This window comes from Parabacteroides gordonii MS-1 = DSM 23371, from assembly GCF_000969825.1.
Classification (GTDB): Bacteria; Bacteroidota; Bacteroidia; order Bacteroidales; family Tannerellaceae; genus Parabacteroides; species Parabacteroides gordonii.
In genome coordinates, this window is sequence record NZ_KQ033919.1 from 2616748 (window position 1) to 2639006 (window position 22259).

At 42.4% G+C, this 22259-nt stretch carries 18 protein-coding genes and 1 tRNA gene; 8 read left to right on the forward strand and 11 right to left on the reverse strand.

The window, feature by feature from the left end:
* Nucleotides 1–29: 29 nt before the first annotated feature.
* Nucleotides 30–584, forward strand: a complete 555-nt coding sequence (locus HMPREF1536_RS10000) for an NAD(P)H-dependent oxidoreductase (protein WP_028730239.1) — start codon at nucleotides 30–32, stop codon at nucleotides 582–584.
* Nucleotides 585–736: 152 nt separating this feature from the next.
* A complete protein-coding gene (locus HMPREF1536_RS10005; RefSeq protein ID WP_028730240.1) occupies nucleotides 737–2173 on the forward strand; it encodes a Gfo/Idh/MocA family oxidoreductase in 1437 nt (478 codons plus the stop codon).
* Nucleotides 2174–2227: 54 nt separating this feature from the next.
* On the opposite strand, the gene HMPREF1536_RS10010 is transcribed toward HMPREF1536_RS10005, so the two are convergent.
* Nucleotides 2228–2701: an arsenate reductase ArsC gene (locus HMPREF1536_RS10010; protein WP_028730241.1), complete on the reverse strand. Its 474-nt coding sequence runs from the start codon at nucleotides 2699–2701 to the stop codon at nucleotides 2228–2230.
* 332 nt (nucleotides 2702–3033) lie between these two features.
* Between HMPREF1536_RS10010 and HMPREF1536_RS10015 the strand changes: the two genes are divergently transcribed.
* A complete protein-coding gene (locus HMPREF1536_RS10015; protein WP_028730242.1) occupies nucleotides 3034–6207 on the forward strand; it encodes a GH92 family glycosyl hydrolase in 3174 nt (1057 codons plus the stop codon).
* Nucleotides 6208–6325: 118 nt separating this feature from the next.
* Here the strand turns inward: HMPREF1536_RS10015 and ilvA are convergent, their stop codons facing one another.
* The gene (ilvA, locus tag HMPREF1536_RS10020) at nucleotides 6326–7525 is read right to left on the reverse strand and encodes a threonine ammonia-lyase (protein ID WP_028730243.1); all 1200 of its coding nucleotides are present in this window, start codon (nucleotides 7523–7525) and stop codon (nucleotides 6326–6328) included.
* Nucleotides 7526–7682: 157 nt separating this feature from the next.
* On the opposite strand from ilvA, the gene HMPREF1536_RS10025 reads away from it, so the two are divergent.
* A complete protein-coding gene (locus HMPREF1536_RS10025; RefSeq protein ID WP_028730244.1) occupies nucleotides 7683–10403 on the forward strand; it encodes a DNA gyrase/topoisomerase IV subunit A in 2721 nt (906 codons plus the stop codon).
* Between the two features lie 85 nt (nucleotides 10404–10488).
* Nucleotides 10489–10570: transfer RNA gene (locus HMPREF1536_RS10030), tRNA-Leu, on the forward strand.
* A 58-nt stretch (nucleotides 10571–10628) separates the two neighbouring features.
* On the opposite strand, the gene HMPREF1536_RS27070 is transcribed toward HMPREF1536_RS10030, so the two are convergent.
* The 4 genes from HMPREF1536_RS27070 to HMPREF1536_RS10045 form a co-directional block, all read right to left on the reverse strand.
* Nucleotides 10629–10850, reverse strand: a complete 222-nt coding sequence (locus tag HMPREF1536_RS27070; RefSeq protein WP_310591715.1) for a nucleotidyl transferase AbiEii/AbiGii toxin family protein — start codon at nucleotides 10848–10850, stop codon at nucleotides 10629–10631.
* Nucleotides 10780–11355: a helix-turn-helix transcriptional regulator gene (locus tag HMPREF1536_RS27635; protein WP_150115613.1), complete on the reverse strand. Its 576-nt coding sequence runs from the start codon at nucleotides 11353–11355 to the stop codon at nucleotides 10780–10782. Before HMPREF1536_RS27635 ends, HMPREF1536_RS27070 begins: the two co-directional genes overlap by 71 nt.
* A gap of 67 nt (nucleotides 11356–11422) precedes the next feature.
* On the reverse strand, nucleotides 11423–11998 hold the full coding sequence (locus HMPREF1536_RS10040) for a GNAT family N-acetyltransferase (protein ID WP_044193598.1): 576 nt from the start codon (nucleotides 11996–11998) through the stop codon (nucleotides 11423–11425).
* Nucleotides 11999–12879: 881 nt separating this feature from the next.
* Nucleotides 12880–13281: a hypothetical protein gene (locus tag HMPREF1536_RS10045; RefSeq protein WP_028730246.1), complete on the reverse strand. Its 402-nt coding sequence runs from the start codon at nucleotides 13279–13281 to the stop codon at nucleotides 12880–12882.
* A gap of 223 nt (nucleotides 13282–13504) precedes the next feature.
* Here HMPREF1536_RS10045 and HMPREF1536_RS10050 point away from each other — a divergent pair, with 223 nt between their 5' ends.
* The 3 genes from HMPREF1536_RS10050 (at nucleotide 13505) to HMPREF1536_RS10060 (ending at nucleotide 16188) form a co-directional block, all read left to right on the forward strand.
* On the forward strand, nucleotides 13505–14398 hold the full coding sequence (locus HMPREF1536_RS10050) for a HEPN domain-containing protein (protein WP_028730247.1): 894 nt from the start codon (nucleotides 13505–13507) through the stop codon (nucleotides 14396–14398).
* 141 nt (nucleotides 14399–14539) lie between these two features.
* Complete coding sequence (locus HMPREF1536_RS10055; protein WP_028730248.1) at nucleotides 14540–14920, forward strand: nuclear transport factor 2 family protein; 381 nt, start codon at nucleotides 14540–14542, stop codon at nucleotides 14918–14920.
* Between the two features lie 173 nt (nucleotides 14921–15093).
* Entirely contained in the window at nucleotides 15094–16188 is a 1095-nt protein-coding gene (locus HMPREF1536_RS10060; protein WP_028730249.1) for a tyrosine-protein phosphatase, read from the forward strand.
* 60 nt (nucleotides 16189–16248) lie between these two features.
* Here HMPREF1536_RS10060 and HMPREF1536_RS10065 read toward each other — a convergent pair whose 3' ends face one another.
* The 5 genes from HMPREF1536_RS10065 to HMPREF1536_RS10085 all read right to left on the reverse strand — a co-directional run bounded on the left by HMPREF1536_RS10065 (nucleotide 16249) and on the right by HMPREF1536_RS10085 (nucleotide 22114).
* Nucleotides 16249–16887 (reverse strand): HAD family hydrolase, encoded by a 639-nt coding sequence (locus tag HMPREF1536_RS10065; RefSeq protein ID WP_028730250.1) that lies wholly within the window; start codon nucleotides 16885–16887, stop codon nucleotides 16249–16251.
* A 136-nt stretch (nucleotides 16888–17023) separates the two neighbouring features.
* On the reverse strand, nucleotides 17024–18613 hold the full coding sequence (locus tag HMPREF1536_RS10070) for a S41 family peptidase (RefSeq protein ID WP_028730251.1): 1590 nt from the start codon (nucleotides 18611–18613) through the stop codon (nucleotides 17024–17026).
* Nucleotides 18614–18637: 24 nt separating this feature from the next.
* Nucleotides 18638–19099 carry a pantetheine-phosphate adenylyltransferase gene (gene coaD / locus HMPREF1536_RS10075; protein WP_028730252.1) on the reverse strand — a complete coding sequence of 154 codons (462 nt, stop codon included), beginning with the start codon at nucleotides 19097–19099 and terminating at the stop codon, nucleotides 18638–18640.
* 9 nt (nucleotides 19100–19108) lie between these two features.
* Nucleotides 19109–20974, reverse strand: coding sequence for a DNA topoisomerase IV subunit B (locus tag HMPREF1536_RS10080; RefSeq protein ID WP_028730253.1), 1866 nt, complete (start codon nucleotides 20972–20974; stop codon nucleotides 19109–19111).
* Nucleotides 20975–20983: 9 nt separating this feature from the next.
* A complete protein-coding gene (locus HMPREF1536_RS10085; protein ID WP_028730254.1) occupies nucleotides 20984–22114 on the reverse strand; it encodes a hypothetical protein in 1131 nt (376 codons plus the stop codon).
* Between the last annotated feature and the right edge of the window lie 145 nt (nucleotides 22115–22259).

The following is a 22259-nucleotide window of genomic DNA, read 5'->3' on the forward strand; positions in this document are numbered from 1 at the left end:
TAGGGTATTACAATATAAAACTAAATATTATGAATGACAATTCCAAGAGAGTAGTAATTCTTCTGGCTCACCCCAATTTAAACGAATCGCAGGCAAACAAAGCTCTGGCTGATTCAGTTAAAGATATTGACGGTGTAATGGTATATGATTTATATGAATATCAGAATCAATCTTTCGATGTGAATATCTGGAGTAAGATTATTTCTGATGCTTCAATGGTTATTTTCCAGTTCCCGTTTCATTGGATGTCAGCTCCTTCCTTGTTAAAACGATGGCTTGATGAGGTATTTACATCGCTTGCCAAGACACCCGCCGTGGCCGGTAAGCCTTTGCAAGTCGTTACGACTACCGGATCGGAATATGCGGCCTACCGGAGTGGCGGACGCAACTGTTTCACTATGGATGAATTGCTGCGTCCTTATCAGGGCTGTGCTATCCATGCCGGAATGGTTTGGCAAACGCCTTTGGTTGTCTATGGCATGGGGACAAGTGACGCATCCAAGAACATTGCTGCTGGTGCGGAAGCTTATAAACAGAAGGTGGAAGCCATGCTCTCTGATCATGGAACCAATAGTACTTGGTAATTCTTCTCCGATATACTTTCATTCTGTTTTTGAATAAAATAGAGAAGTTTATTAGCTGATTCCTTTTGAATCAACAAAAAATATCTATTTTTGCATAGTTGATGTTTTTAATGTTTGCGCAAACAGACTTAATTTATCTAATATAAAATACCATGAGATCAGAAGACATTTCACGCCGCTCGTTTCTGAAGCGGGCATTAGCACTTTCTGCAGCTACGGCGATCCCGTCGTTTTGGATTCCTTCAAAGGCGAATGCTTTTCCAGGTGTACCTTTCGTTAGTCCTAACGAAAAAGTTAATATTGCATTTATCGGCATCGGAAACCGGGGTGGCGAGATTGCCAAAGAGTTATATAAGACAGGCTTATGTAATGTAGTGGCTCTTTGTGATGTGGATATGGGGGCCAAGCATACGCAGGAACTTATATCTATGTTCCCGAAAGCCCAGCGTTTTCAGGATTTTCGCCAGATGTTTGATAAGATGGCGGACAAGATCGATGCAGTTTCGGTAGGAACTCCCGATCACTCGCATTTCCCTATTACAATTGAAGCGATGGCTCATGGTAAACATGTCTATGTGGAAAAACCGATGGCTCGTACCTTCAATGAAGTGGAACTGATGATGAGGGGCGAAAAGAAATACGGAGTAGTCACTCAAATGGGTAACCAGGGACATTCTGAAGCGAATTATTACCAGTTCAAAGCCTGGAAAGAAGCCGGACTTATAAAAGATGTAACAGCCATAACAGCGCATATGAACTCTCCCCGCCGCTGGCACGGATGGAATCCGAATATCAAACATATGCCGATGGGTGAGCCTATTCCTGAGACAATGGACTGGGATACCTGGCTGGGTGTAGTGCAGCATCATGATTATAACCATGATTACCATATGGGACAATGGCGTTGCTGGTATGACTTCGGTATGGGTGCGCTGGGTGACTGGGGGGCACATATCCTGGATACGGCACACGAATTCCTGGATTTAGGTTTGCCTTCGGAAGTTAATCCGTTATACCTGAAAGATCATAATCCATTTTTCTACCCGATGTCGTCTACCATCTTGTTTAAATTCCCCGAAAGGAATAATATGCCGGCTGTAGATGTCACCTGGTATGATGGCTTGGATAATATTCCGGCTGTTCCCGAGAACTTCGGTTCATCGGATGTCGATCCAAATATTCCGACTGTTGCAGGCGGTAAACTGCAATTGATGAAACTGAATCCGGGTAAAGAGATATATTCGAAGACGCTTACCTTTAAAGGGGGGTCTCATGGCAGTACATTGTCTGTTATTCCTGATCAGGTAGCCAAGGATATGAATCCGAAGTTGCCTGAATACGAAAAGAGCACATCTAATCATTATGCAAACTTTCTGCTGGCTTGCCAGGGAAAAGAAAAGACCCGCTCTCCGTTCTCTATTGCCGGCCCGTTAAGTCAGGTGTTCTGTATGGGTGTATTGGCACAGCGCCTGAACCGTAAACTAGTTTTCGATCGCAATACAAAAGAGATTGTGAACGATGATTTTGCTAACCAGATGTTGGTTGGTGAGCCGCCACGTAAAGGTTGGGAAGAATATTATAATGTATAACAGAAAATCGATGATATAGTAAAAGAGCACTACATATTATATGTAGTGCTTTTTTTAGTTACATCGGCAGAAACGATTGGCACCACAAGTACAGGTCGGGCCTCCGTCACCGTTAAGTATTTCATCATTATAAAAGTCATACATCTTTGTTTTGATCTGTATGCATATCCGGCGGAATTCACTTTCGATAAATTCAGGTGTTCCTGTTGCACGTGAAGGATCATAGAAGCCGATATGTAACCGATGGCGGACTTTTCCTCTGAATACGGGGCAATTCTCGTTTGCGTCTCCGCATACTGTAATTACATAATCCCAGGGTTCATCCAGATAGCGCTCGACCGATTCCGGCGTATGGCTGCTGATATCTATTCCGGAATTTTTCATTGTCTTAATGGCGAGCGGGTTTACTTCCCCTGCAGGATCCGTTCCGGCTGAATGAACGATCAGATTCTTATCGAAAGATTGTAACCAGCCCTGTGCCATCTGGCTACGGCAACTGTTGCCGGTACATAGGATTAATATTTTCATTTTTCGTGTATTCTGTAATTAGCAGGTAAAGATAACTTAAATATGTTGATAATTATCGGCAAGCCTGCTTGCAATTATCAACAAACTTACTCATAATTGTCAACAAGCCTGCGCATAATTATCAGCAACAAAATAGATTGATAGCTGCCAGCAATATTCTTGCAATTATCAGTGATAACATCAGAAGACCCTAAACAGATCCAAATAATCCGGTAGTTCATATAAAAGCAATAATAATCCATCAAATAGGCAACTATTTGCTATTTTCCAATAATGATGGTTGTTTTTATTTTGTAATTTGTTAGTAACAGACTCTAATTCTAATAATTGAAATGAAGCATTTACTCTTACTTCTATTCTTGTTTTTATCGTCTTCCGGCCTGTCTGCCGGAAATAAAGTCTTATTCGAAATAGGACAGCAGGATAACTCAGCGGCTGAGTTTGCATTATATCCTGATAACTATAATAGCTTTCTGGCTAACTTCGGAGGGGAGAAATCTTTTTATGTCGGTTATTCGACTGCCGATAAGCATTGGCCTTATGTTTTACCGGGGCCGTTGGATAACTGGGCCGGTGGTGGGTATTGGGCCGGATTCCATCCGCGTCATTTCCCTTCTGTGTTTTTTAATCTTGATAAGACATCTGCAGAGGGAGAATGTTATCTGACCTTTTTCTTTACCGGAGCACATAACAGTAATCCTATTAAGATACGGGTGGAGATAAACGGTAACCGGTTTGAGGAGGATTTGAATGGAGAAAACTCTGGAGAGTTACTTACGAATAAGGAAGACGGAAAGGCTAAAGAAATAAAAATACAGTTCCCCGCCTCGTGGCTTACCACAGGGATGAATAAAATCCAGTTGGGAACAATCAAAGGAACCTGGGCAATATTCGATTGTATCCGCTTGGAGACTCCGGCCAACATGCAATTGGGAAAAGCTTCTTCTTCCCTGATACGTTCTGTCGAAGCAGCTCCGTTTGAATACCAAAAAGAAAACGGAGAACGTATGCAACCGGTTTTGGTGGATATGAACCAGTTTGACTGTTCCCGGGAATTAATATTCCGGGTAGAAGGATGTCAGCCTGTTTCGCGTACAATCGAAGTAGGGGAGAGCATTCAGGAAATATTAATGCCTGCTGCAAAAACAACAGGTAAACAGGAAACTTTAAAGTTCACAATACAGGATGGAAAGGAGATTGTTTATAAAGGCGAAATTACCCGTAGCCGGCAACCTCTTCATTCCTATTCGGATGATGTCGATTTGCTGATGGGAACTGGTAATTCACGCTGGATGTTCAAGCCGGGACCTAGCCTTCCGCTGAGTATGGTGCAGATTGCTCCCGACAACCAGGACGAGATATGGAAAGCCGGATATGAATATACGATCGAAAATATCATGGGATTCAATCATTTCAGCGACTGGACGATGACCGGTTTCCTGATGCAGCCAACCTGTGGGGAGTTGCAAGTAAATCCCGGCAGGGAAGATTTTCCCGACGAAGGCTATCGTTCTCGTATTGATAAGGCTTCCGAAAAGGCCGAAATAGGCAGATATTCCGTCTATATGACCGATACAAAAATCAAGGCGGAGATTACGTCAACACGTCGCGCCGCCTTACAACGCTATATTTTTCCGGCAAGGGAAGATGCCCGTATCCTGATCGATATGTTTACTCCCAACGAGTATCCGCATAATCTGGTGAACGCACATATAACTAAAGTCAATGATACTGAAATAGAGGGATATGCAACCTATTACAATGCCTTTACCGGTTATACGTTGGAGCAATCTTATACATTATATTTTGTCCTTCAGTTCAGTAAGCCTTTCGAGTCGATGGGGGGCTGGGTCAATGAAGGCGTTAAACCTGTGACGGGTTATATACCGGGATGGAACAGAAATCATGAATTTGATACACCTGCAGAGATCAGTCAGAATATTGACGAGATAGAAGGGAAGGGTGATGTCGGAATCTTCCTGAGCTATAAGACTGCAGAGGGGGAAGAGGTTCTTGTCCGTTCCGGTGTCTCTCTGGTAGACATGGCAGGAGCAAGAAATAATTTGAAACAGGAACTGGCTGACCCATTCGGATGGGATTTTGAGAAAGTAGTGAATAACGCCCGTTCCGTCTGGGATGAGTATTTGGGAAGGATCGATATTGAAACGGACGATTACCTGCAAAAGAAGAAATTCTATACGAATCTTTATCGTGCGCTGGCTGCCAAAGCAACCTGGAGCGACGTGGACGGTCGTTTTGTGGATGAGAATGAGAGAATCAGACAGTTGGAGAAACCAGGCGATTGTATTGTCAGCGGTGAATACTGGAATACGTTTTGGAATAACCAACAGTTGTTTAACCTGATTACTCCCGAAATATCGAGTCTATGGGCTCGTTCGGCTATCCAGTTGTATCAGAACAGCGGATGGTTCAATACAGACCCTGCCGGAATCGAGCATACGGGAGTTATGGTGGCTATGCATCCGATTTCCCAGATTCTGGGGGCCTGGCAGAGTGGTATACGTGACTTTGATATGCATGTGGCTTACGACGGCTTGAAGAAGATGATGCTGACACCACCCCAAAAGTATGAGGGAGGAGGCACTGTCGGCGTTGAGAATCTGGTGCCTTATATGGAGTATGGATATATTCCGGCAGGGAAAGGTACTGTTTCCAATACGATGGAATATGCTTACGACGACTGGTGTCTGGGGCAAATGGCTCACCTGCTGGGAAAAGAAGACGATTTTCATTTCTTTGACAAACGGTCTGACAACTGGTATAACTTGTTTGACGCTGAATCCGGTTTCATCCGTCCTAAAGATGAGCACGGGAAATGGATAGAACCTTTCGACCCTTATCATACACCCGGATTTACGGAAGGGAATGCATTTAACTATTCCTGGTTTGTTCCTCATAATCCTGAAAAATTGATTCGTATGGTTGGCAAGGAACGTTTTGTCGATCGGTTAGACAAGGCGATGGAGCAATCCGCCCATGCTAACTTTAATGCGGCGGGAGATAATTTCTCCGCTTTCCCGATCAATCATGGAAATGAAACTTCTATGGAAGTGGCCTATCTTTTTAACTGGGCGGGTACTCCCCATTTAACACAGAAATGGATACGGGCGATACAGGAACAGTACTACGGAACTACTCCTTATGATGCTTATCCGGGAGACGAGGATCTGGGACAAATGAGCAGCTGGTTTGTGATGAGTGCTATCGGCCTGTTCCAGATGGAGGGTGGTTGTTCGGAGAAACCGTTCTATGAGTTAGCTTCTCCCCGTTACCCCAAAATAACAATCCGCCTGGATGGAAAGTATAACCGGGGCGAGACTTTTGTGATAGAAGCTCCCAACGCCTCCAAGGAAAATAAATACATTCAATCGGTTACCTTAAACGGAAAACCGATCAATGGCTTTAAAATATCACAGGAGGAAGTGCTGAAAGGAGGAAAGATTATTATTGAAATGGGCAAGGATGCGAAGGTCTTGCATCCTTAGCACTATAGTAATAAGTAGATTGGCACAGTAGTATTAAGCAAATCAGCACAGTAGTGTTGGCTGTCTTAACACTACTGTGTTCCTTTACCGGTATAAGCAAGCTATCGATGCGGAATCACTATCCCGGAATAATCTTATACCCCGCTGCTGTCAGCGTATATTGTATCTGGTCGATGTGATCCTGGTTGCGGGTTTCCATTTCCAGGCGGAGATAGCAACCGTTGATGTCGGCTGTATGGCTGACCCGTTCATGGTGTACGGAGACAACATTAGCTCCTGTACCGGCAATGATCTCGGATACATGCTGTAACTGTCCCGGCTTATCGACCAGTTCGATCGTCATGGTATAAGAACGGCCGGATTTCTGCAAACCACGTCCGATCACACGCGAGAGGATCGTTACGTCGATGTTGCCACCCGATACCAGGCAGATCACTTTCTTCCCTTTGACCGGAACCTTGTTGAACATGGCGGCAGCAACTGCGACGGCACCGGCTCCTTCGGCTATCAGCTTTTGCTGTTCGATCAAAGCCAGGATGGCGGTAGATATTTCATCGTCGCTGACAGTTACAATCTCGTCAACGTATTGGCGGCAATATTCAAACGTATGTTCACCCGGTTCTTTTACGGCAATACCATCGGCAATCGTGCGGACAAAACCCATTCGTTCGATCTTGTTGTGCTCGATGGAATTAAGCATACTCGGAGCGCCACTGGCTTGTACGCCATATACTTTTACATTTGGATTCAGGTGCTTGATTGCAAAGGCGACTCCTGAGATCAGGCCACCCCCGCCAATGGGAACGATAACGGCATCCAGGTCAGGCAACTGTTCCAGCAACTCCAGGCCGATTGTTCCCTGTCCGGCAATTACATCGTCGTCATCGAATGGATGAACAAAGGTATACCCTTTCTCGTCTCTCAGCTTCAACGCTTTCTGGTAAGCATCGTCGTATACGCCTTCTACCAGACAAACGTCGGCACCGTACCATTTGGTCGCTTCTATTTTGGAGATCGGAGCATTGTCGGGGAGACAGATCAACGATTTGATACCATGTGTAGTAGCTGCCAGAGCAACTCCCTGCGCATGGTTTCCGGCGGAACACGCCACGACGCCCTTCGCTTTCTCTTCTTCCGTCAGTTGGGATATTTTAAAACAAGCCCCGCGGACTTTGAATGAACCTGTTATCTGCAAGTTTTCCGGTTTCAGATATATCTGTGAGTCCGGATTGATATTGGGCGCACTAATCAAATCTGTGCGACGGATAACTGTTTTCAGGGCAAAAGATGCCTGATAAATCTTATCAAGTGTGAGCATGAATGTCTATTTTGAGGGGGCAAATATAGGGAGAAATAATATATCTCATCGAAACAATAACGCTTTTTTATTATCTCGCTAATATTTCGTATATTTACGCCCCGGAATTATTTCCATTCAGGGGCTGAATATAGAAGAAAGAGCACGATATAAGTATATGAAACCAGAGGATATTGAAGATTTCACAGGAGAAAACGAAAACGAGGAAATAGAGCAAACAAATGCAGACTCTCAACCAAATGAGCCGTCTGATGCTGCTACACATTCGGAATACAAAATACCCGGTAAAGGGGAAGGACGTGTATCCTATCATCTCTCAGGGATGTATCAGGATTGGTTTTTGGATTACGCTTCGTATGTAATCCTGGAGCGTGCCGTGCCGCATATCAACGACGGATTGAAGCCGGTGCAACGTCGTATCCTTCACTCTATGAAACGTCTGGATGACGGACGGTATAATAAAGTGGCCAATATTGTCGGACATACCATGCAGTTTCACCCGCATGGTGATGCTTCTATCGGCGATGCGCTGGTGCAATTGGGACAGAAAGACTTGTTGGTCGACTGTCAGGGAAACTGGGGTAATATTCTGACCGGTGACGGTGCCGCTGCTCCCCGTTATATCGAAGCGCGTCTTTCCAAGTTCGCTCTTGAAACAGTGTTCAACCCGAAAACAACCCTTTGGCAACTGTCTTATGACGGACGTAACAAAGAACCGGTCACTCTGCCGGTAAAATTCCCTCTGCTCCTGGCTCAGGGTGTGGAAGGTATTGCGGTTGGTCTTTCTTCCAAAATATTGCCGCATAACTTCAATGAGTTGCTGGACGCATCGATCGCCTATCTGAAAGAGGAGGAGTTCACTTTGTATCCCGATTTCCAGACGGGAGGATTTATCGATGTAACAAAATATAATGACGGCGAACGCGGTGGTTCCGTAAAAGTCCGTGCCAAAATAACAAAGCTGGATAACAAAACATTAGTTATCAGTGAAGTTCCTTACGGTAGAACGACTTCTTCCCTGATCGAATCGATCCTGAAAGCAAATGATAAGGGAAAGATCAAGATTAAGAAGGTAGACGATAATACGGCAAGCGGCGTAGAGATACTGGTGCATCTGGCTCCGGGCGTTTCATCGGATAAAACGATCGATGCGCTGTACGCATTTACCGATTGTGAGATCAGTATTTCTCCGAACTGTTGTGTGATCATGGACAACAAACCCCACTTCCTCACGGTAAGTGACGTGTTGCGCCATTCAACAGACGATACCTTGCATCTGCTGCGTACCGAGCTGGAAATCCATAAGGCTGAGCAGGAAGAAACGCTGTTCTTTGCTTCCCTCGAAAAGATATTTATCGAAGAACGCATTTATAAGGATAAAGAGTTTGAAAACGCGAAAGATATGGATGAAGCAATTGCCCATATCGACCTGCGCCTGACTCCGTTCAAGCCTGATTTTATCCGTGAAGTGACCCGTGAGGATATTCTTAAACTGATGGAGATCAAGATGGGCCGTATCCTTAAATTCAATTCAGATAAGAGTAATGCCCTGATTGCCCAGATACGCGAAGAGATCGAACGTATCAACCATCATCTGGAAAATATCGTAGATTATACGATCGATTGGTTCACTATGCTGAAGGAGAAATATGGCAAGGATCATCCGCGTATGACCGAAGTACGCAACTTCGATACGATTGAAGCGACCAAAGTAGTGGAAGCAAACGAAAAACTGTATATCAACCGTGCCGAAGGTTTCATTGGTATGAGCCTGAAAAAGGACGAGTATGTTTGCAATTGCTCTGATATCGACGATGTAATTATTTTCTATCGCAACGGTACGTATAAGATCGTGAAGGTTTGCGATAAGATGTTTGTCGGAAAAGACGTATTATATCTGAATGTGTTCAAGCGCAACGATAACCGTACGATCTATAATGTTATCTATCGCGATGGTAAGGTCGGTTATAACTATATCAAGCGTTTTGCAGTTACAGGGGTAACGCGTGACAAGGAGTATGATGTAACGAAAGGATCAGAGGGATCACGTGTCCTGTATTTCAGTGCCAACCCGAATGGAGAAGCTGAAACGGTGAAAGTGATACTGAAACCTAAACCACGTCAGAAGTTGCTTGTCTTTGAGAAAGATTTCAGTGAGATTGCTATCAAGGGACGTGGTTCGATGGGTAATATCCTGACAAAAGCCGATGTACATAAGATCAGCTTGAAACAAAAGGGTAGCTCAACTCTCGGAGGACGTCAGGTTTGGTTCGACTGGGATGTGTTACGCCTGAACTATGACGGGCGTGGCGATGAACTGGGCGAGTTCCAGAGCGACGATGTGATCCTGGTTGTTTTGCGCAACGGTGACTTCTACACAACGAACTTCGATCTTAGTAACCATTACGAAGATAATATACAGATAATCGAGAAATTCGATGCGAATAAGGTATGGACGGCTGCCCTGTATGATGCAGATCAGAAATATCCTTATATGAAGCGCTTCCAGCTTGAAGCCGGCAGCCGTAAACAGAACTTCCTGGGGGACAACCCGAAGAGCCGCTTGCTGTTGCTTACCGACGAAACGTATCCGCGTATCGAGGTGGTATTCGGTGGGCACGACGCTTTCCGCGAACCTCTTGTGCTGGATGCCGAAGAGTTTATCGCTGTGAAAGGCTTCAAAGCGAAAGGCAAACGTATCACTACCTTTGAGGTAGAAACAGTCAACGAACTCGAACCGACCCGGTTTGCGTCACCTGACCAACCGACAGGAGAGGGGAACACCGGTAATTCGGAGGATGACGATGAAGAGCTGGATCAGAGTAATTCGGATATTATCGATGAGATAACAGGACAGATGAAACTTTTTGATGAATAGTCTTTGAGGCAGATAAAAAGTAAAATCTCCGCTAAAAAACTTGCAGATTAATAAAAAAGGATTACCTTTGCACCGCAATCCAAATGCGGCTGTGGTGTAATTGGTAGCCACGCCAGACTTAGGATCTGGTGCTTCACGGCGTGGGGGTTCGAGTCCCTTCAGCCGCACAAAATGCAAAATCCTTCTAAGATGTTCTTAGAAGGATTTTTTGTTTAATGCTGTTTACTAGGTTTGTCTTAGCCAGTTTTGAATAACCCTAAAATCAATAGAATCATACTCGTAATCAGTAAATAAATCTATATCATCAGAGATACGGTGTCCTAACTGTAAACTCAATGATGTTCCACCTACAAGCTGGAAAGGTTGAAAAAGTTCATTAGACATTAATTGTGTCAATACCTTTTTTAGTAATGGTGTTACTGTTTGATATTTGAGTTTTGTTGGCATAATTCAGATATTTTTGAATATTAGATTTTAGATTGACTGCATACTTATTATTTAAGTCCAGCAACGACAGGATTGTGTCTCTGCCATAGAAACGAATTGTTTCAAGTATTTCTTTTTCATTTCCCCGTTCAAAAATACGATTAATGATATACCGTTTATTGGTGTTCCAATCTAATTTATCAAAGTCTGTATCCCAAAACAAGATCTTACGATATATAGAAAGATCAGGATGATATGATTGAGCTTCTTTCTTCTTTTCCAATTCAATATCATAATAAACCTGTAAGGTCATTAGTAGTCCTTCGTCTAAATGGAGTGATCTCTCGATCTTTAGAGACAAAGGTATGTTCATATTTCTTCGTCCCTTAATGATGGCACTTAACGTTTGAGGATGAACTCCTATGGATTCTGCAAATGCACCACTTCTTAATTGACGATTTCGTAACTCCCTGCTTAAAAATAAGCCAGGGTGAATACCTTTCAATATTTCTAATTGATCTTTCATATCACTACAAAAATAAACAAATTTGTTTAGAAATACAATATGTGGATATTTATTTAGCTTCCCCTACTCAATTACTCCAATCTTTATCGAGCATGGCATAAATTATATCATCTACCCATTCGCCACGAAGGAAATAACTCTCTTTGAAATGAGCTTCTTTCCTGAATCCCAATCGTTCGATAAGTCGGATAGAGGCGGTGTTTCTTGGATCGATAGATGCTACAATACGATGTTTCTTTAGGATTGTGAAAAAATAGTTTACCATTGCCGTCAATGCTTCGGTGGCATATCCTTTGCCCTGAAAAGCTTTATTCAACGTACAACCGACCTCTACCTGCATTCTTTCATGTCCTGTGAAGATTATTCCCATATCTCCGATCAGGCGGTTTTCATTCTTGGTTAGAATGGCAAATTGAAAGCATACGTCGGCTATATCTATAGTCATCGGCATATTGGTTATATAATTACGAACTTCCTTTGCGGATTCGGGGAACCAACCCTGATATTGGTTTTCAATGGTATCAGAGCGGTAAGCGTATATTTCTTCCGCATCATCCGGGTTTGCTAACCGTATAATCAACCTGTCGGTCAGAATATTGCCGAAAGTAGTACCGGTTTTATCGACGTTTTTGGATTCAATCATATGTCTTTTCTTTTTATTCTTTTGTTGCTATTTAATGTGAACTGATTCGATAGGGTTCCTAAAGATAGTAAATATTTGGAAAACAGATATTTTATTCTTTAAAGCAATGTGTTAAAGTGGGATATTACGTGAAATGATAAGATGGCAACACGAACTTTTGAAGTGAAATTATGGGGTTTGACAAAATGAAACAATAATACTTTGCTTTTGAATAAAAAAGATTTTATTACAGCCCTTTTTGTAACTTGTGTATTGCGCCAAATTGGTGTTGTAGAAGATTGTTGAATACAATATTTAACAATATTTTCTTCATATATGGCTTTTATAATTCGTCTGAAAGGGAATTTAATCTCGTTTTAAACGAAAATATAATTCGTTTAAAACGAGATTAAGGTTTATTTGAAGTGAGATTTATGTTAATAAATATTGAATTTGGCATTTTCGGGTACTGTTTTGTAGTACAAAAGTGTGTTGAATAACATTTTTTGTCCTCTGCGGCAGAGTAAATGAGTGTTGTATGTTGGTTGACATATATGTAGTGTATGTGATAAATATTTGATTGATTGTCCTGTTTAATTTGATATTTGCATTATAATATTGTTTTATTTGGCTTTGATTGGATAATGTGTTATTCATGAAGTCTCTGACAGGAGCGTGAAAAGCAGCAAGTGTTGATTCTCCCCCGTGCAGCCTTTCTGGAGGCGGGTTGAATTGACAGTTTGATATTCGTGAGTTCTTCATGATAATATATTTCAAGTACGGATTACACAGATTTCATTGTTCAGATAAATAAACAATTTGTCAAATCCGTATAATCCGTGCCTGTAAAAAGTATAAAGAGGCTTTTGGGTATAGTCTTTTATGGTTTAGGGACTATACGATTAATTATAAAACATCAGACAAATGTCACTGGGTAGATGGGCTATTGTTTGTGCTTTTATGTAACAGCCTGATGTCGTCCATCTATTCTTTAAATAGTCGTAGCTCTGGGTTATCTCCAGATAAGAGATGAATCCTTTTATATACTCATTTTTATCAGGGAATAAATAAACAAACTCACATTTACCATCATTGCTGAAAAGACAAGTCAATGTAAACTCTTCCTGGTCAAATCGTATCTCGATCGATTTTTCTTCCACCTCTTTTTCGAAATAGTCTATTAAGCAATATGGATAGTTTATATATTTCTGTCTGATTTCTGGTAATGACAGATTTAATAAAGAAGTAATTTGTTGTAGCAGATAGTAATAGCTTTTTATCCCAACTATATTATTATTGTCCATATGAATACGTTCCTTTTTAAGCCTGATTCGGGGGAATCGAGCCTATATTAATACTATGATATTTTAATTACCTGTATTATATAGACTTATTCATTTTGTAATAACAAACAAAACAAATAAAAACAGGAACGTTGTACAAATATATGATTTAGAATCAAAAAGCTAAAGGCAATTCTGCTTTTTTTGTACTTTTGTATTTTAACGTTGTACATAATCAAGCATAATGAAAGACTCGATCGCTTATCTACCTAAAGACAAACAGGAAGAACTAAATTTTCTTGTAACGGAGATACTTCGTCGCTTACCTCAGACGGAGTTTATTATTCTGTATGGAAGTTATGCGAGGGGCAATTATGTTCGCCGTAGCATACGGATTGAAGACGGCGGCATTCCTACCGTTAAAATTTCAGATTATGATATTTACGTGATAACGAGCGGAATAAACAGCAAAAAGGCGGAAACCATACTGGATAACGTAGAAGATATCTTCTTTGCCGGAAAAGATTTTGACCGCGATACCCCTGTTGAGTTTATTAACGATGATATTGCACAGCTTAATAAGTTTATTGAAGAGGGACGGTATTTCCATACACAGATAAAGCAGGAAGGAGTAATACTTTATAATAGTGGAAAATACAAATTGTCTCGTAGGAGAAAACTCAACTTTGCGGAGATAAAGGAGCAAGCTCAGGAGTATTTTGGTGAGAAGTTTGTCAATGCCAATGAATTTTTGGATTCTACAGAATATTTTTATCAAAAAGAACAGTATAAAAAAGCCTCTTTTATGCTTCACCAGGCCTGTGAAAACTATTATTATGCTATTCGCTTGACATTTACTTTACGAAATAATAAACAGCATAATTTATCGAAACTGTCTTCTACAACCAGGCGTTATTCCGATGATCTGAGTACTGTGTTCCCTCAGAACACTCCTGAAGAGAAACGACTTTTTAAACTATTAAAAGCCGCTTATGTAGATGCCCGGTACAATCCCCACTTCGTCGTGACTAAAGAGGATATCGATGCGCTTATCCCAAAGGTAGAATTGCTTAGGGATATAACGAAGCGGATTTGTGAGGAGAAGATTAAGGAGTATGGGGAGCAGAGTAATATATAAAACGAATGATAAAAATCCGAATTTCCTAGATATTGTTGTCGGATGCCGGATTTACAATAGTCAATTTATTGCGGAAAGAATATCCTGAGCCGGATGGGATGTTCCTTACCGATATGATCTTTATTACACAAAAAATATAAAATGGAAACACCGATCGATCCTAAATCAATCGCATTGAAGTTCAATGAATACATTGGTAATGCAGATATTGAAGGCCTTGTTGGCTTAATGACGGATGACCATGTTTTTATTGACATGGCAAATGCCCGTATCGAGGGGAAATTGAATAACCGGAAAATGGCTTGGGAACCTTTCTTTCGTTTGTTTCCCGGTTATCATAATATCTTTGAGAAAATACTCGTAAAAGGATCGACCGTTATATTGCAGGGATACGCTGTCTGCTCCGATGAAGTGTTAAATAACGTTCCTGCCATCTGGATAGCGGAAATAATCAAAGACAAAGTCAGCCTATGGCATATTTATCCGGATACGGAGCAGAACAGGGAGAGATGGGGACTTTGAGGATTATATAAAAGAGTCTCGAAAAGCAGATGATTCCTTTTATATTCTAAAATAAATAAACGATATTCTAAATTTCATTTATGAGCCTAAATGGGGTTTTGATTTTGCGTAATTGGTTTTAAACCTGTAACTTGCGCGCTTTATTAATGTAAAATAGAGAAGAAAAGCGTGTTATGAAAAAGAGTTTATTTAGTTATTTGTTGCTGTTATTTTGTGCTTCCGGGGTATTAACTTCTTGTGATGATGATGATGAAAAACCAACTACCGGTTATTCCGGTAAAGATATAAGCGGACAGGTTGAACTTGTGCGTGATCTGACATCCAAAGAAGCGACATTGAATGTCTCTGGTGATAATGCCTGGGATTTATATGCAGGTTCTTCGGCAGACGATATCGATATGAGTACACCATGCAAGAGTGGGGATGGGAAAGGTTCTTTCGAGTTGAGTGTCGATACACAAAAAAGATCCATTTTCTTGTTTAAGACTTCTGAAGGTCAGGTGTTATTGGCAGAAAGACGTTTGCCTATCGAAAAAGGGTACAATTTCAGAGATCTGGGCGGTATAAAGAACAAAGAAGGCCGTTTTGTTTGTTGGGGAAAATTATTCCGTACCGATGAAATGAACAAATTGAACGCAGCCGATCTTGCTTATTTGGTAAGTACCGGTTTGAAAACTGTTGTCGATTTCCGTACTGATACTGAAAAAGAAGGAGGTCTGGGTGGTATGTTGCCTGCTGCTCCGGATATTCTGCCATCTACCGTAAAGAATACTTATGATTTAAAGATCAATGCCGGTAATATCTTTTCAGATGAAATCATCGGAGCAATATCAAAGGGTATGAGCGAAGAAGAAACAGCACAGATCATGATTGATTCTTATGTGGAAATGGTAAACTTTGATGATTATGTCGCTCAATATAAGGAATTCTTTAAATATGTTCAGGACGCAAATACTTTGCCGTTGAGCTTCCATTGTTCAGCAGGTAAAGACCGTACGGGAGTTGCTACTATGCTTATACTCTCGGCTCTTGATGTGGATAAGGAAACGATCATGAAGGATTATCTGCTTAGTAAAGATTATATTGCAAGCAAATATAGCAGTTTCTTGAAAATTTATCCTCAGATTGCCCCGCTGGTTACTGTCGATGAAAAATACCTGAATGCGGCTTATGATGCAATTGATAAGAAATATGGTTCTATGACTAAATTCCTTACGGAGACATTAGATATAGATATCCAAAAGATGAAGGAGCTGTACTTATATTAATGTAAGACCGTATTCGGACTATATATTATTAACCCGGTTGGAGTTTCCAATCGGGTGTTTTTATTCTTGGATAATATCTTTCAGGTCTGTAATTACTTCGGCTTTTTCTATTAAGAGGTTATGACTATTATGTCCGCCAGCATACAACACACAGTTTACTCCTAAAGCATTTGCAACTTCGGCATCATGTAATGTGTCTCCTATGATCAGGGCCTTATCCGGGTTCAGGAAATTGTCTTTCAATAACTTCTGGCCGATCCCTACTTTTCCTGTTGCGCATATATCTCCCGAGCCGTATATACCTTTAAACTTTCCGGTCAGCCGGAAATGATCGAGCATACGCAGCAGGTCATTCTTTCCGGCAGCAGATAAGATATATTGGTTGATCCCCAGGCTATTGACTGTGTCTAAAATGAAAGGAACATCCATATGCAACTTTATCTCTTTCTCATAACTCTTGTAACGTTCCATATATTCGGCTGATACTTCCTCGATCGACTCTTTCTCAAAGTCGATACCTATTTGTCTGTGAAACTGTTTGACCGGGAAGCAGAATAATTCCTTATAAGTATTTAAATCCAGTTGAGGTAAATCTCTTTTTAAAAGCATTTCATTGATAACCCTGACGTTTACGTCTACATCATCTAATAGTGTTCCGTTCCAATCCCAGATTAAAGTGTCTATTCCTGATAAATTCATTTTGTAAAGTTTAAATATGGATACAAAGATAATCGTATGTGATAACTAATTAAAAAGGGGATGTACCAGTTATTTAATTTTTGGCACATCCCCTTTATTTGTTTAGAACCATAACAGGCTCGCATTGAAATCTTCTTTACCTTCCTAGTTCCTTATTGTAAACCGTTTCATCATTGATGATGCGCAGCGCTTCCTGATAACTTTGGTTATCGTCATTGATTACCTGGAAATATTCAGCCATATCGTACAGGTCGCGGGCTATTAAGGCCTTTACCTGAAGTGTGATAAGCGGTTTTGAACGGTTATATTGCTCTTCGTTGAACTCGATCTTTTCCTCTTTACCCAGATCGATCAGTTCCTGCAGCGTCTCTTCGGGAACGACGAATCCTTTTTTATATTGGCTGAACTTCGGATATTTTTTGTTCATTTCACTGCGGTTACGATCCAGATAATTCATGGCAACACGGTTCACCAGTCCGGTGGCAACCAGGCTACGGTGATAATCCGTATAGCGGGTGGTATCTACCGGGATGAATACGTCAGGCATGATGCCACCGCCACCGTAAACGATACGTTTTGTTTCCAGTGTATTGTACTTCATCGAGTCCGGGAAATGGATGCTGTCGGCACTCATCAGTTCGCCACGGTTATAACGGTCGATCAGGTCGTGTTGGTAATCTTCCAGTTTACCGTTTTCGTAATGTTTCTGTATGCTTCGTCCGGTAGGCGTATAATAACGTGCTACTGTCAGGCGGATCATAGAACCGTCGGGCATGGGGATTGGTTTCTGCACCAGACCTTTACCGAATGTACGGCGTCCTACAACCACTCCACGGTCCCAGTCCTGTACGGCACCGGCCAGGATTTCGCTGGCGGAAGCAGACGATTCGTCAACCAATACTACCAGGCGTCCTTCTTCAAATCCACCGCGTGCAGTCGATTTGGCTTCGTCGCGCGGCTGCTTGTTCCCTTCGGTATAGACAATCAGTTTGTCTTTGTTGAGGAATTCATCAGCCAGTTCGATGGCAATGTTGAGATAACCGCCCCCGTTTCCTTGCAGGTCGAGGATCAGGTTTTTCATTCCTTGTTTCTGGAGCTTGGCAAGCGCTTCACGGAATTCGTCGGCAGATGAGGCTGCGAAACGGTTCAGCTTGATGTATCCGGTCTGTTTGTCGGCCATATATGCGGCATCCATACTCGTTACAGGTATCTTTCCACGGATGATTTTGAATTCGATCAGTTCCGGATTTTTATTACGCAATACCTTTACGCTTACTTCGGTACCTTTCGGCCCGCGCAAACGCTTCATAATATCGGTTGTTTTCATTTTAACACCGGCAATTAGGGTGTCGTCAACCATGATGATACGGTCACCGGCTACCAGGCCTACCTTTTCAGACGGGCCACCGGGAATAACCTGGATAACGTATAGCGTATCGGTCAGCATGTTGAACTGGATACCGATACCGTCGAAATTCCCTTGCAAAGGTTCGGTCATTTCTTTTGTCTCTTCCGGATCCATATAGTTTGAATGTGGATCCAGCTTTTCCAGCATACCGATAATCGCATCTTCTACCAGCTTGGAATCATCCACCGGATCTACATACAGATTCGATATGGCATACAGGGCCATGGATAATTTGCGGGCATCCTGATTCGGTTTCTGGGCCACTGCCGAAGTGATGACGAGCATTGCTGCGAGCAGGGTGAATAGGATTTGTCTCATTTTTGATCTTTATTTCGTAAGTTGTCAATATAAGTTCGTACCCTTCGGCACGAACTGGGATATATCTTTTCCATAATTCAGCAGTTCGCGTACGATGCTGGAGCTGATATGCGTATGCTCGGGTTCTGTAAACAGGATGAACGTTTCGATGCCGCTGAGTTTACGGTTTACGTCAGCAATGCTTTTCTCGTATTCGAAGTCGTTTACCGTACGGATACCACGCAGGATGAATGCAGCACCCACCTCGTTGGCAAAATCTACCGTGAGCGAGTTGTATGACATCACCTTAACCCGAGGTTCATCTTTATATAGGTTACTGATCGCTTCTATCCGTTTTTCAATCGAGAAATAGGTTTGCTTCTTCTCGTTGATACCGATAGAGATAATGATTTCGTCTACCAGAGCCAGTCCACGGCTTACCAGCGACTGATGTCCGATGGTAAACGGGTCGAATGTTCCGGGGAAAAGGGCGATACGCTTTTTCATTCTTCGTGTTTAATTAACCACATCTTCTTCAACAACCAGGTTATCAATGATAAAGTTCTGTCTTTCCATGGTATTTTTACCCATATAGAATTCGAGCATATCTTTTACCAGGTCTTCTTTTTTCATTGTAACCGGATCCAGGCGTATATCTTTGCCGATAAAATGCTTGAACTCGTCCGGTGAGATCTCTCCCAATCCTTTGAATCGGGTGATTTCGGGGTTCTTTCCTACAGCTTGTATGGCTGCCAGACGCTCTTCTTCGCTGTAGCAGTAATACGTTTTCTGCTTGTTGCGGACACGGAAAAGCGGGGTTTGCAGGATATAGACATGATTACGTTTGATCAGGTCGGGGAAGAACTGCAAAAAGAAAGTGATCAGCAACAGGCGGATGTGCATACCATCGACATCGGCATCGGTTGCGATAATAACCTTATTGTATCTCAAACCGTCCAGGCCGTCTTCGATATTGAGGGCTGCCTGCAGAAGGTTGAACTCTTCGTTTTCATATACGATCTTCTTGGTCAGACCGAAGCTGTTGAGCGGCTTACCACGCAGACTGAATACAGCCTGATAATTCGGGTCGCGGCTCTTGGTGATAGATCCGCTGGCCGAGTCGCCCTCGGTGATGAAGATACAGCTTTCTTCCGTACGGTCGCCTTTGGTATCGTTCAGGTGGATACGGCAGTCGCGTAGCTTTTTGTTGTGCAGGTTGGCTTTCTTGGCTCGTTCGCGGGCCAGTTTGGTCACACCGGCAATGGCTTTGCGCTCTTTTTCCGATTCCAGTATCTTGCGAAGCAGGGCTTCCGAGGTGTCTACGTTCTTATGCAGGTAGTTGTCGAGCTCCTTCTTGATGAAGTCGCCAACAAACTTGGCTACCGTAGGGCCTTCGGGGCCTATATCCTTCGATCCCAGCTTTGTTTTTGTCTGGCTTTCGAATACCGGTTCTTCCACCTTGATACTGATGGCGGCAACGATACCGGCACGGATATCGGAGTATTCGAAGTTCTTATTGTAATATTCTTTGATAACACGTCCCAGTGTTTCACGGAAAGCGGAAAGATGCGTTCCCCCCTGTGTCGTGTACTGGCCGTTGACGAATGAGTAATATTCTTCGCCGTACTGGTTACTGTGGGTGATAACCACTTCAATATCTTCGCCATTCAGGTGAATGATCGGATATAACGGTTCGGTGGTCATGTTCTCGTTCAGCAGGTCGACCAGCCCGTTGCGGGAGTGGAACTTCTTGCCGTTGAATATAATCGTCAGGCCGGAATTCAGAAAGACGTAATTCTTCAGGAGACTTTCGATGAACTCGTCTTTGTACTGGTATTCCTTGAATATTTCGCGGTCGGGGATGAAATAGATCGATGTACCGTTTGATTCCGTAGTAGGCTGTATCTTTGACTCTTCTGTAATGATCGCCTTGCTGTATTCCACCCGTTTGCATTCTCCATCGCGGAAACTGGTGATAAGGAAATAACTGCTTAGGGCGTTTACGGCCTTGATACCGACACCGTTCAGTCCGACTGACTTCTTAAAAGCCTTGCTGTCGTATTTGGCACCTGTATTCATCTTGCTGGAAACGTCGACAACTTTTCCCAGAGGAACGCCGCGTCCGTAGTCCCTGACAGAAACGGTTCCTTCTTCTACGGTGACCTCTATGGTTTTGCCATACCCCATCATGTATTCGTCAATGGAGTTGTCGAGTACCTCTTTCAGCAATACATAGATACCATCATCCGCATAGCTACCATCTCCCAATTTACCAATATACATACCTGGGCGCCGGCGGATATGTTCCATCCAATCCAGCGTCTTGATATCGTCGTCATTATACGCTGTCGGTTGTTGCATTGTTGAATTCAGTTCTTCCATAGAAAATCCTTATTTTAATTTTTTGATAAAAGCTCTTCTTGTTTTATGATGTTCACGCTTGAAGTAATCCCATTGAGCCTGTACGGCATTATTGCTTGCCAGTTCCGGGTTGCTTTCGGCATATTCGACACCTAAGCCGATATATACGGGGATAAGATCGTTAAACAGTAACGCATTTACTCCCTTATTCTGGTATTCCGGTAATACGCCCGTCAGATACAGGTCGATTACCTTCGGTTTTGTCTTCAACGCTTTCAGCAAATGTATCCAGCCGAAAGGAAACAAATGTCCTTTTGCTTTTTGCATAGCGTGCGAAAGGCTGGGCAGTGAGATACCAAAACCGACTACCGTATCGTCCTCTTCCCTGATAATAAGGGTGACCAGATCCAGGCGGATCATCGGAATATACATTTTTACATAATAGTCGATCTGCTTTTGTGTCAGCGGAGCGAAGCCGTACAGAGGTGCATAGGATTCGTTCAGCGTTTCGAATATCTTTTGTGCATACGGCCATATCTCCTTTGTCTTTTTGAACTTCATGGTTTTCAGGCCGTATTTCTTTTTTACGATCTCTCCGATGCGCTGATGCTTCTCCGGAATACCTTCGGGTATATATATCTTGAACTCGTGCCAGTCCTGATCCTTCTCGTAACCGATACGTTCAATATGTTTCGGATAATAGGGGTAGTTGTAAATGGCAGCCATTGTACCCAGCTGGTCGAAACCTTCAACCAACATCCCTTCATGATCCATGTCGGTGAATCCCATCGGCCCGTGAATTTCAGTCATACCTTGCTCAGTCGCCCATTTTTCAACAGCATTGAACAGACCGTCTACTACTTCAGCGTCATCGATAAAGTCGAGGAATCCGAATCGGGCACGTTGCTGGTTCCACACCTCATTACTGCGGCGGTTGATCATTCCGGCAATGCGGCCGACTATCTTATCGTCTTTGTAAGCCAGATAATAGACAGCATCACAGACTTCAAAAGCCGGATTCTTTTCTTTATCTAACGTAACCATCTCCTCTTCAATCAATCCCGGTATGTGGTATGGATTGCCTTTATATAAATCGATATTGAACTTAACGAACTTCTTAAGCTCTTTTTTGCTGGTAACTTCTTTAATTACTACGCTCATCGGTTATTTTTAGTTTGAACGGCAAATTTACATAATTAATTCGTTAGATTGTTTCTTTGAAGCTAAGATTAGGACTTTTAACACGAATAAGGTCGTTTAATTGATATCGATTACCTGCTGATGAGTAAAATACGCTATATTTGCA

Coding starts and splice junctions, on each gene's coding strand:
- HMPREF1536_RS10000 (WP_028730239.1), top strand. CDS start 30: ATGAATGACAATTCCAAGAGAGTAGTAATTCTTCTGGCTCACCCCAAT.
- HMPREF1536_RS10005 (WP_028730240.1), top strand. CDS start 737: ATGAGATCAGAAGACATTTCACGCCGCTCGTTTCTGAAGCGGGCATTA.
- HMPREF1536_RS10010 (WP_028730241.1), bottom strand. CDS start 2,701: ATGAAAATATTAATCCTATGTACCGGCAACAGTTGCCGTAGCCAGATG.
- HMPREF1536_RS10015 (WP_028730242.1), top strand. CDS start 3,034: ATGAAGCATTTACTCTTACTTCTATTCTTGTTTTTATCGTCTTCCGGC.
- ilvA (WP_028730243.1), bottom strand. CDS start 7,525: ATGCTCACACTTGATAAGATTTATCAGGCATCTTTTGCCCTGAAAACA.
- HMPREF1536_RS10025 (WP_028730244.1), top strand. CDS start 7,683: ATGAAACCAGAGGATATTGAAGATTTCACAGGAGAAAACGAAAACGAG.
- HMPREF1536_RS27070 (WP_310591715.1), bottom strand. CDS start 10,850: ATGCCAACAAAACTCAAATATCAAACAGTAACACCATTACTAAAAAAG.
- HMPREF1536_RS27635 (WP_150115613.1), bottom strand. CDS start 11,355: ATGAAAGATCAATTAGAAATATTGAAAGGTATTCACCCTGGCTTATTT.
- HMPREF1536_RS10040 (WP_044193598.1), bottom strand. CDS start 11,998: ATGATTGAATCCAAAAACGTCGATAAAACCGGTACTACTTTCGGCAAT.
- HMPREF1536_RS10045 (WP_028730246.1), bottom strand. CDS start 13,281: ATGGACAATAATAATATAGTTGGGATAAAAAGCTATTACTATCTGCTA.
- HMPREF1536_RS10050 (WP_028730247.1), top strand. CDS start 13,505: ATGAAAGACTCGATCGCTTATCTACCTAAAGACAAACAGGAAGAACTA.
- HMPREF1536_RS10055 (WP_028730248.1), top strand. CDS start 14,540: ATGGAAACACCGATCGATCCTAAATCAATCGCATTGAAGTTCAATGAA.
- HMPREF1536_RS10060 (WP_028730249.1), top strand. CDS start 15,094: ATGAAAAAGAGTTTATTTAGTTATTTGTTGCTGTTATTTTGTGCTTCC.
- HMPREF1536_RS10065 (WP_028730250.1), bottom strand. CDS start 16,887: ATGAATTTATCAGGAATAGACACTTTAATCTGGGATTGGAACGGAACA.
- HMPREF1536_RS10070 (WP_028730251.1), bottom strand. CDS start 18,613: ATGAGACAAATCCTATTCACCCTGCTCGCAGCAATGCTCGTCATCACT.
- coaD (WP_028730252.1), bottom strand. CDS start 19,099: ATGAAAAAGCGTATCGCCCTTTTCCCCGGAACATTCGACCCGTTTACC.
- HMPREF1536_RS10080 (WP_028730253.1), bottom strand. CDS start 20,974: ATGGAAGAACTGAATTCAACAATGCAACAACCGACAGCGTATAATGAC.
- HMPREF1536_RS10085 (WP_028730254.1), bottom strand. CDS start 22,114: ATGAGCGTAGTAATTAAAGAAGTTACCAGCAAAAAAGAGCTTAAGAAG.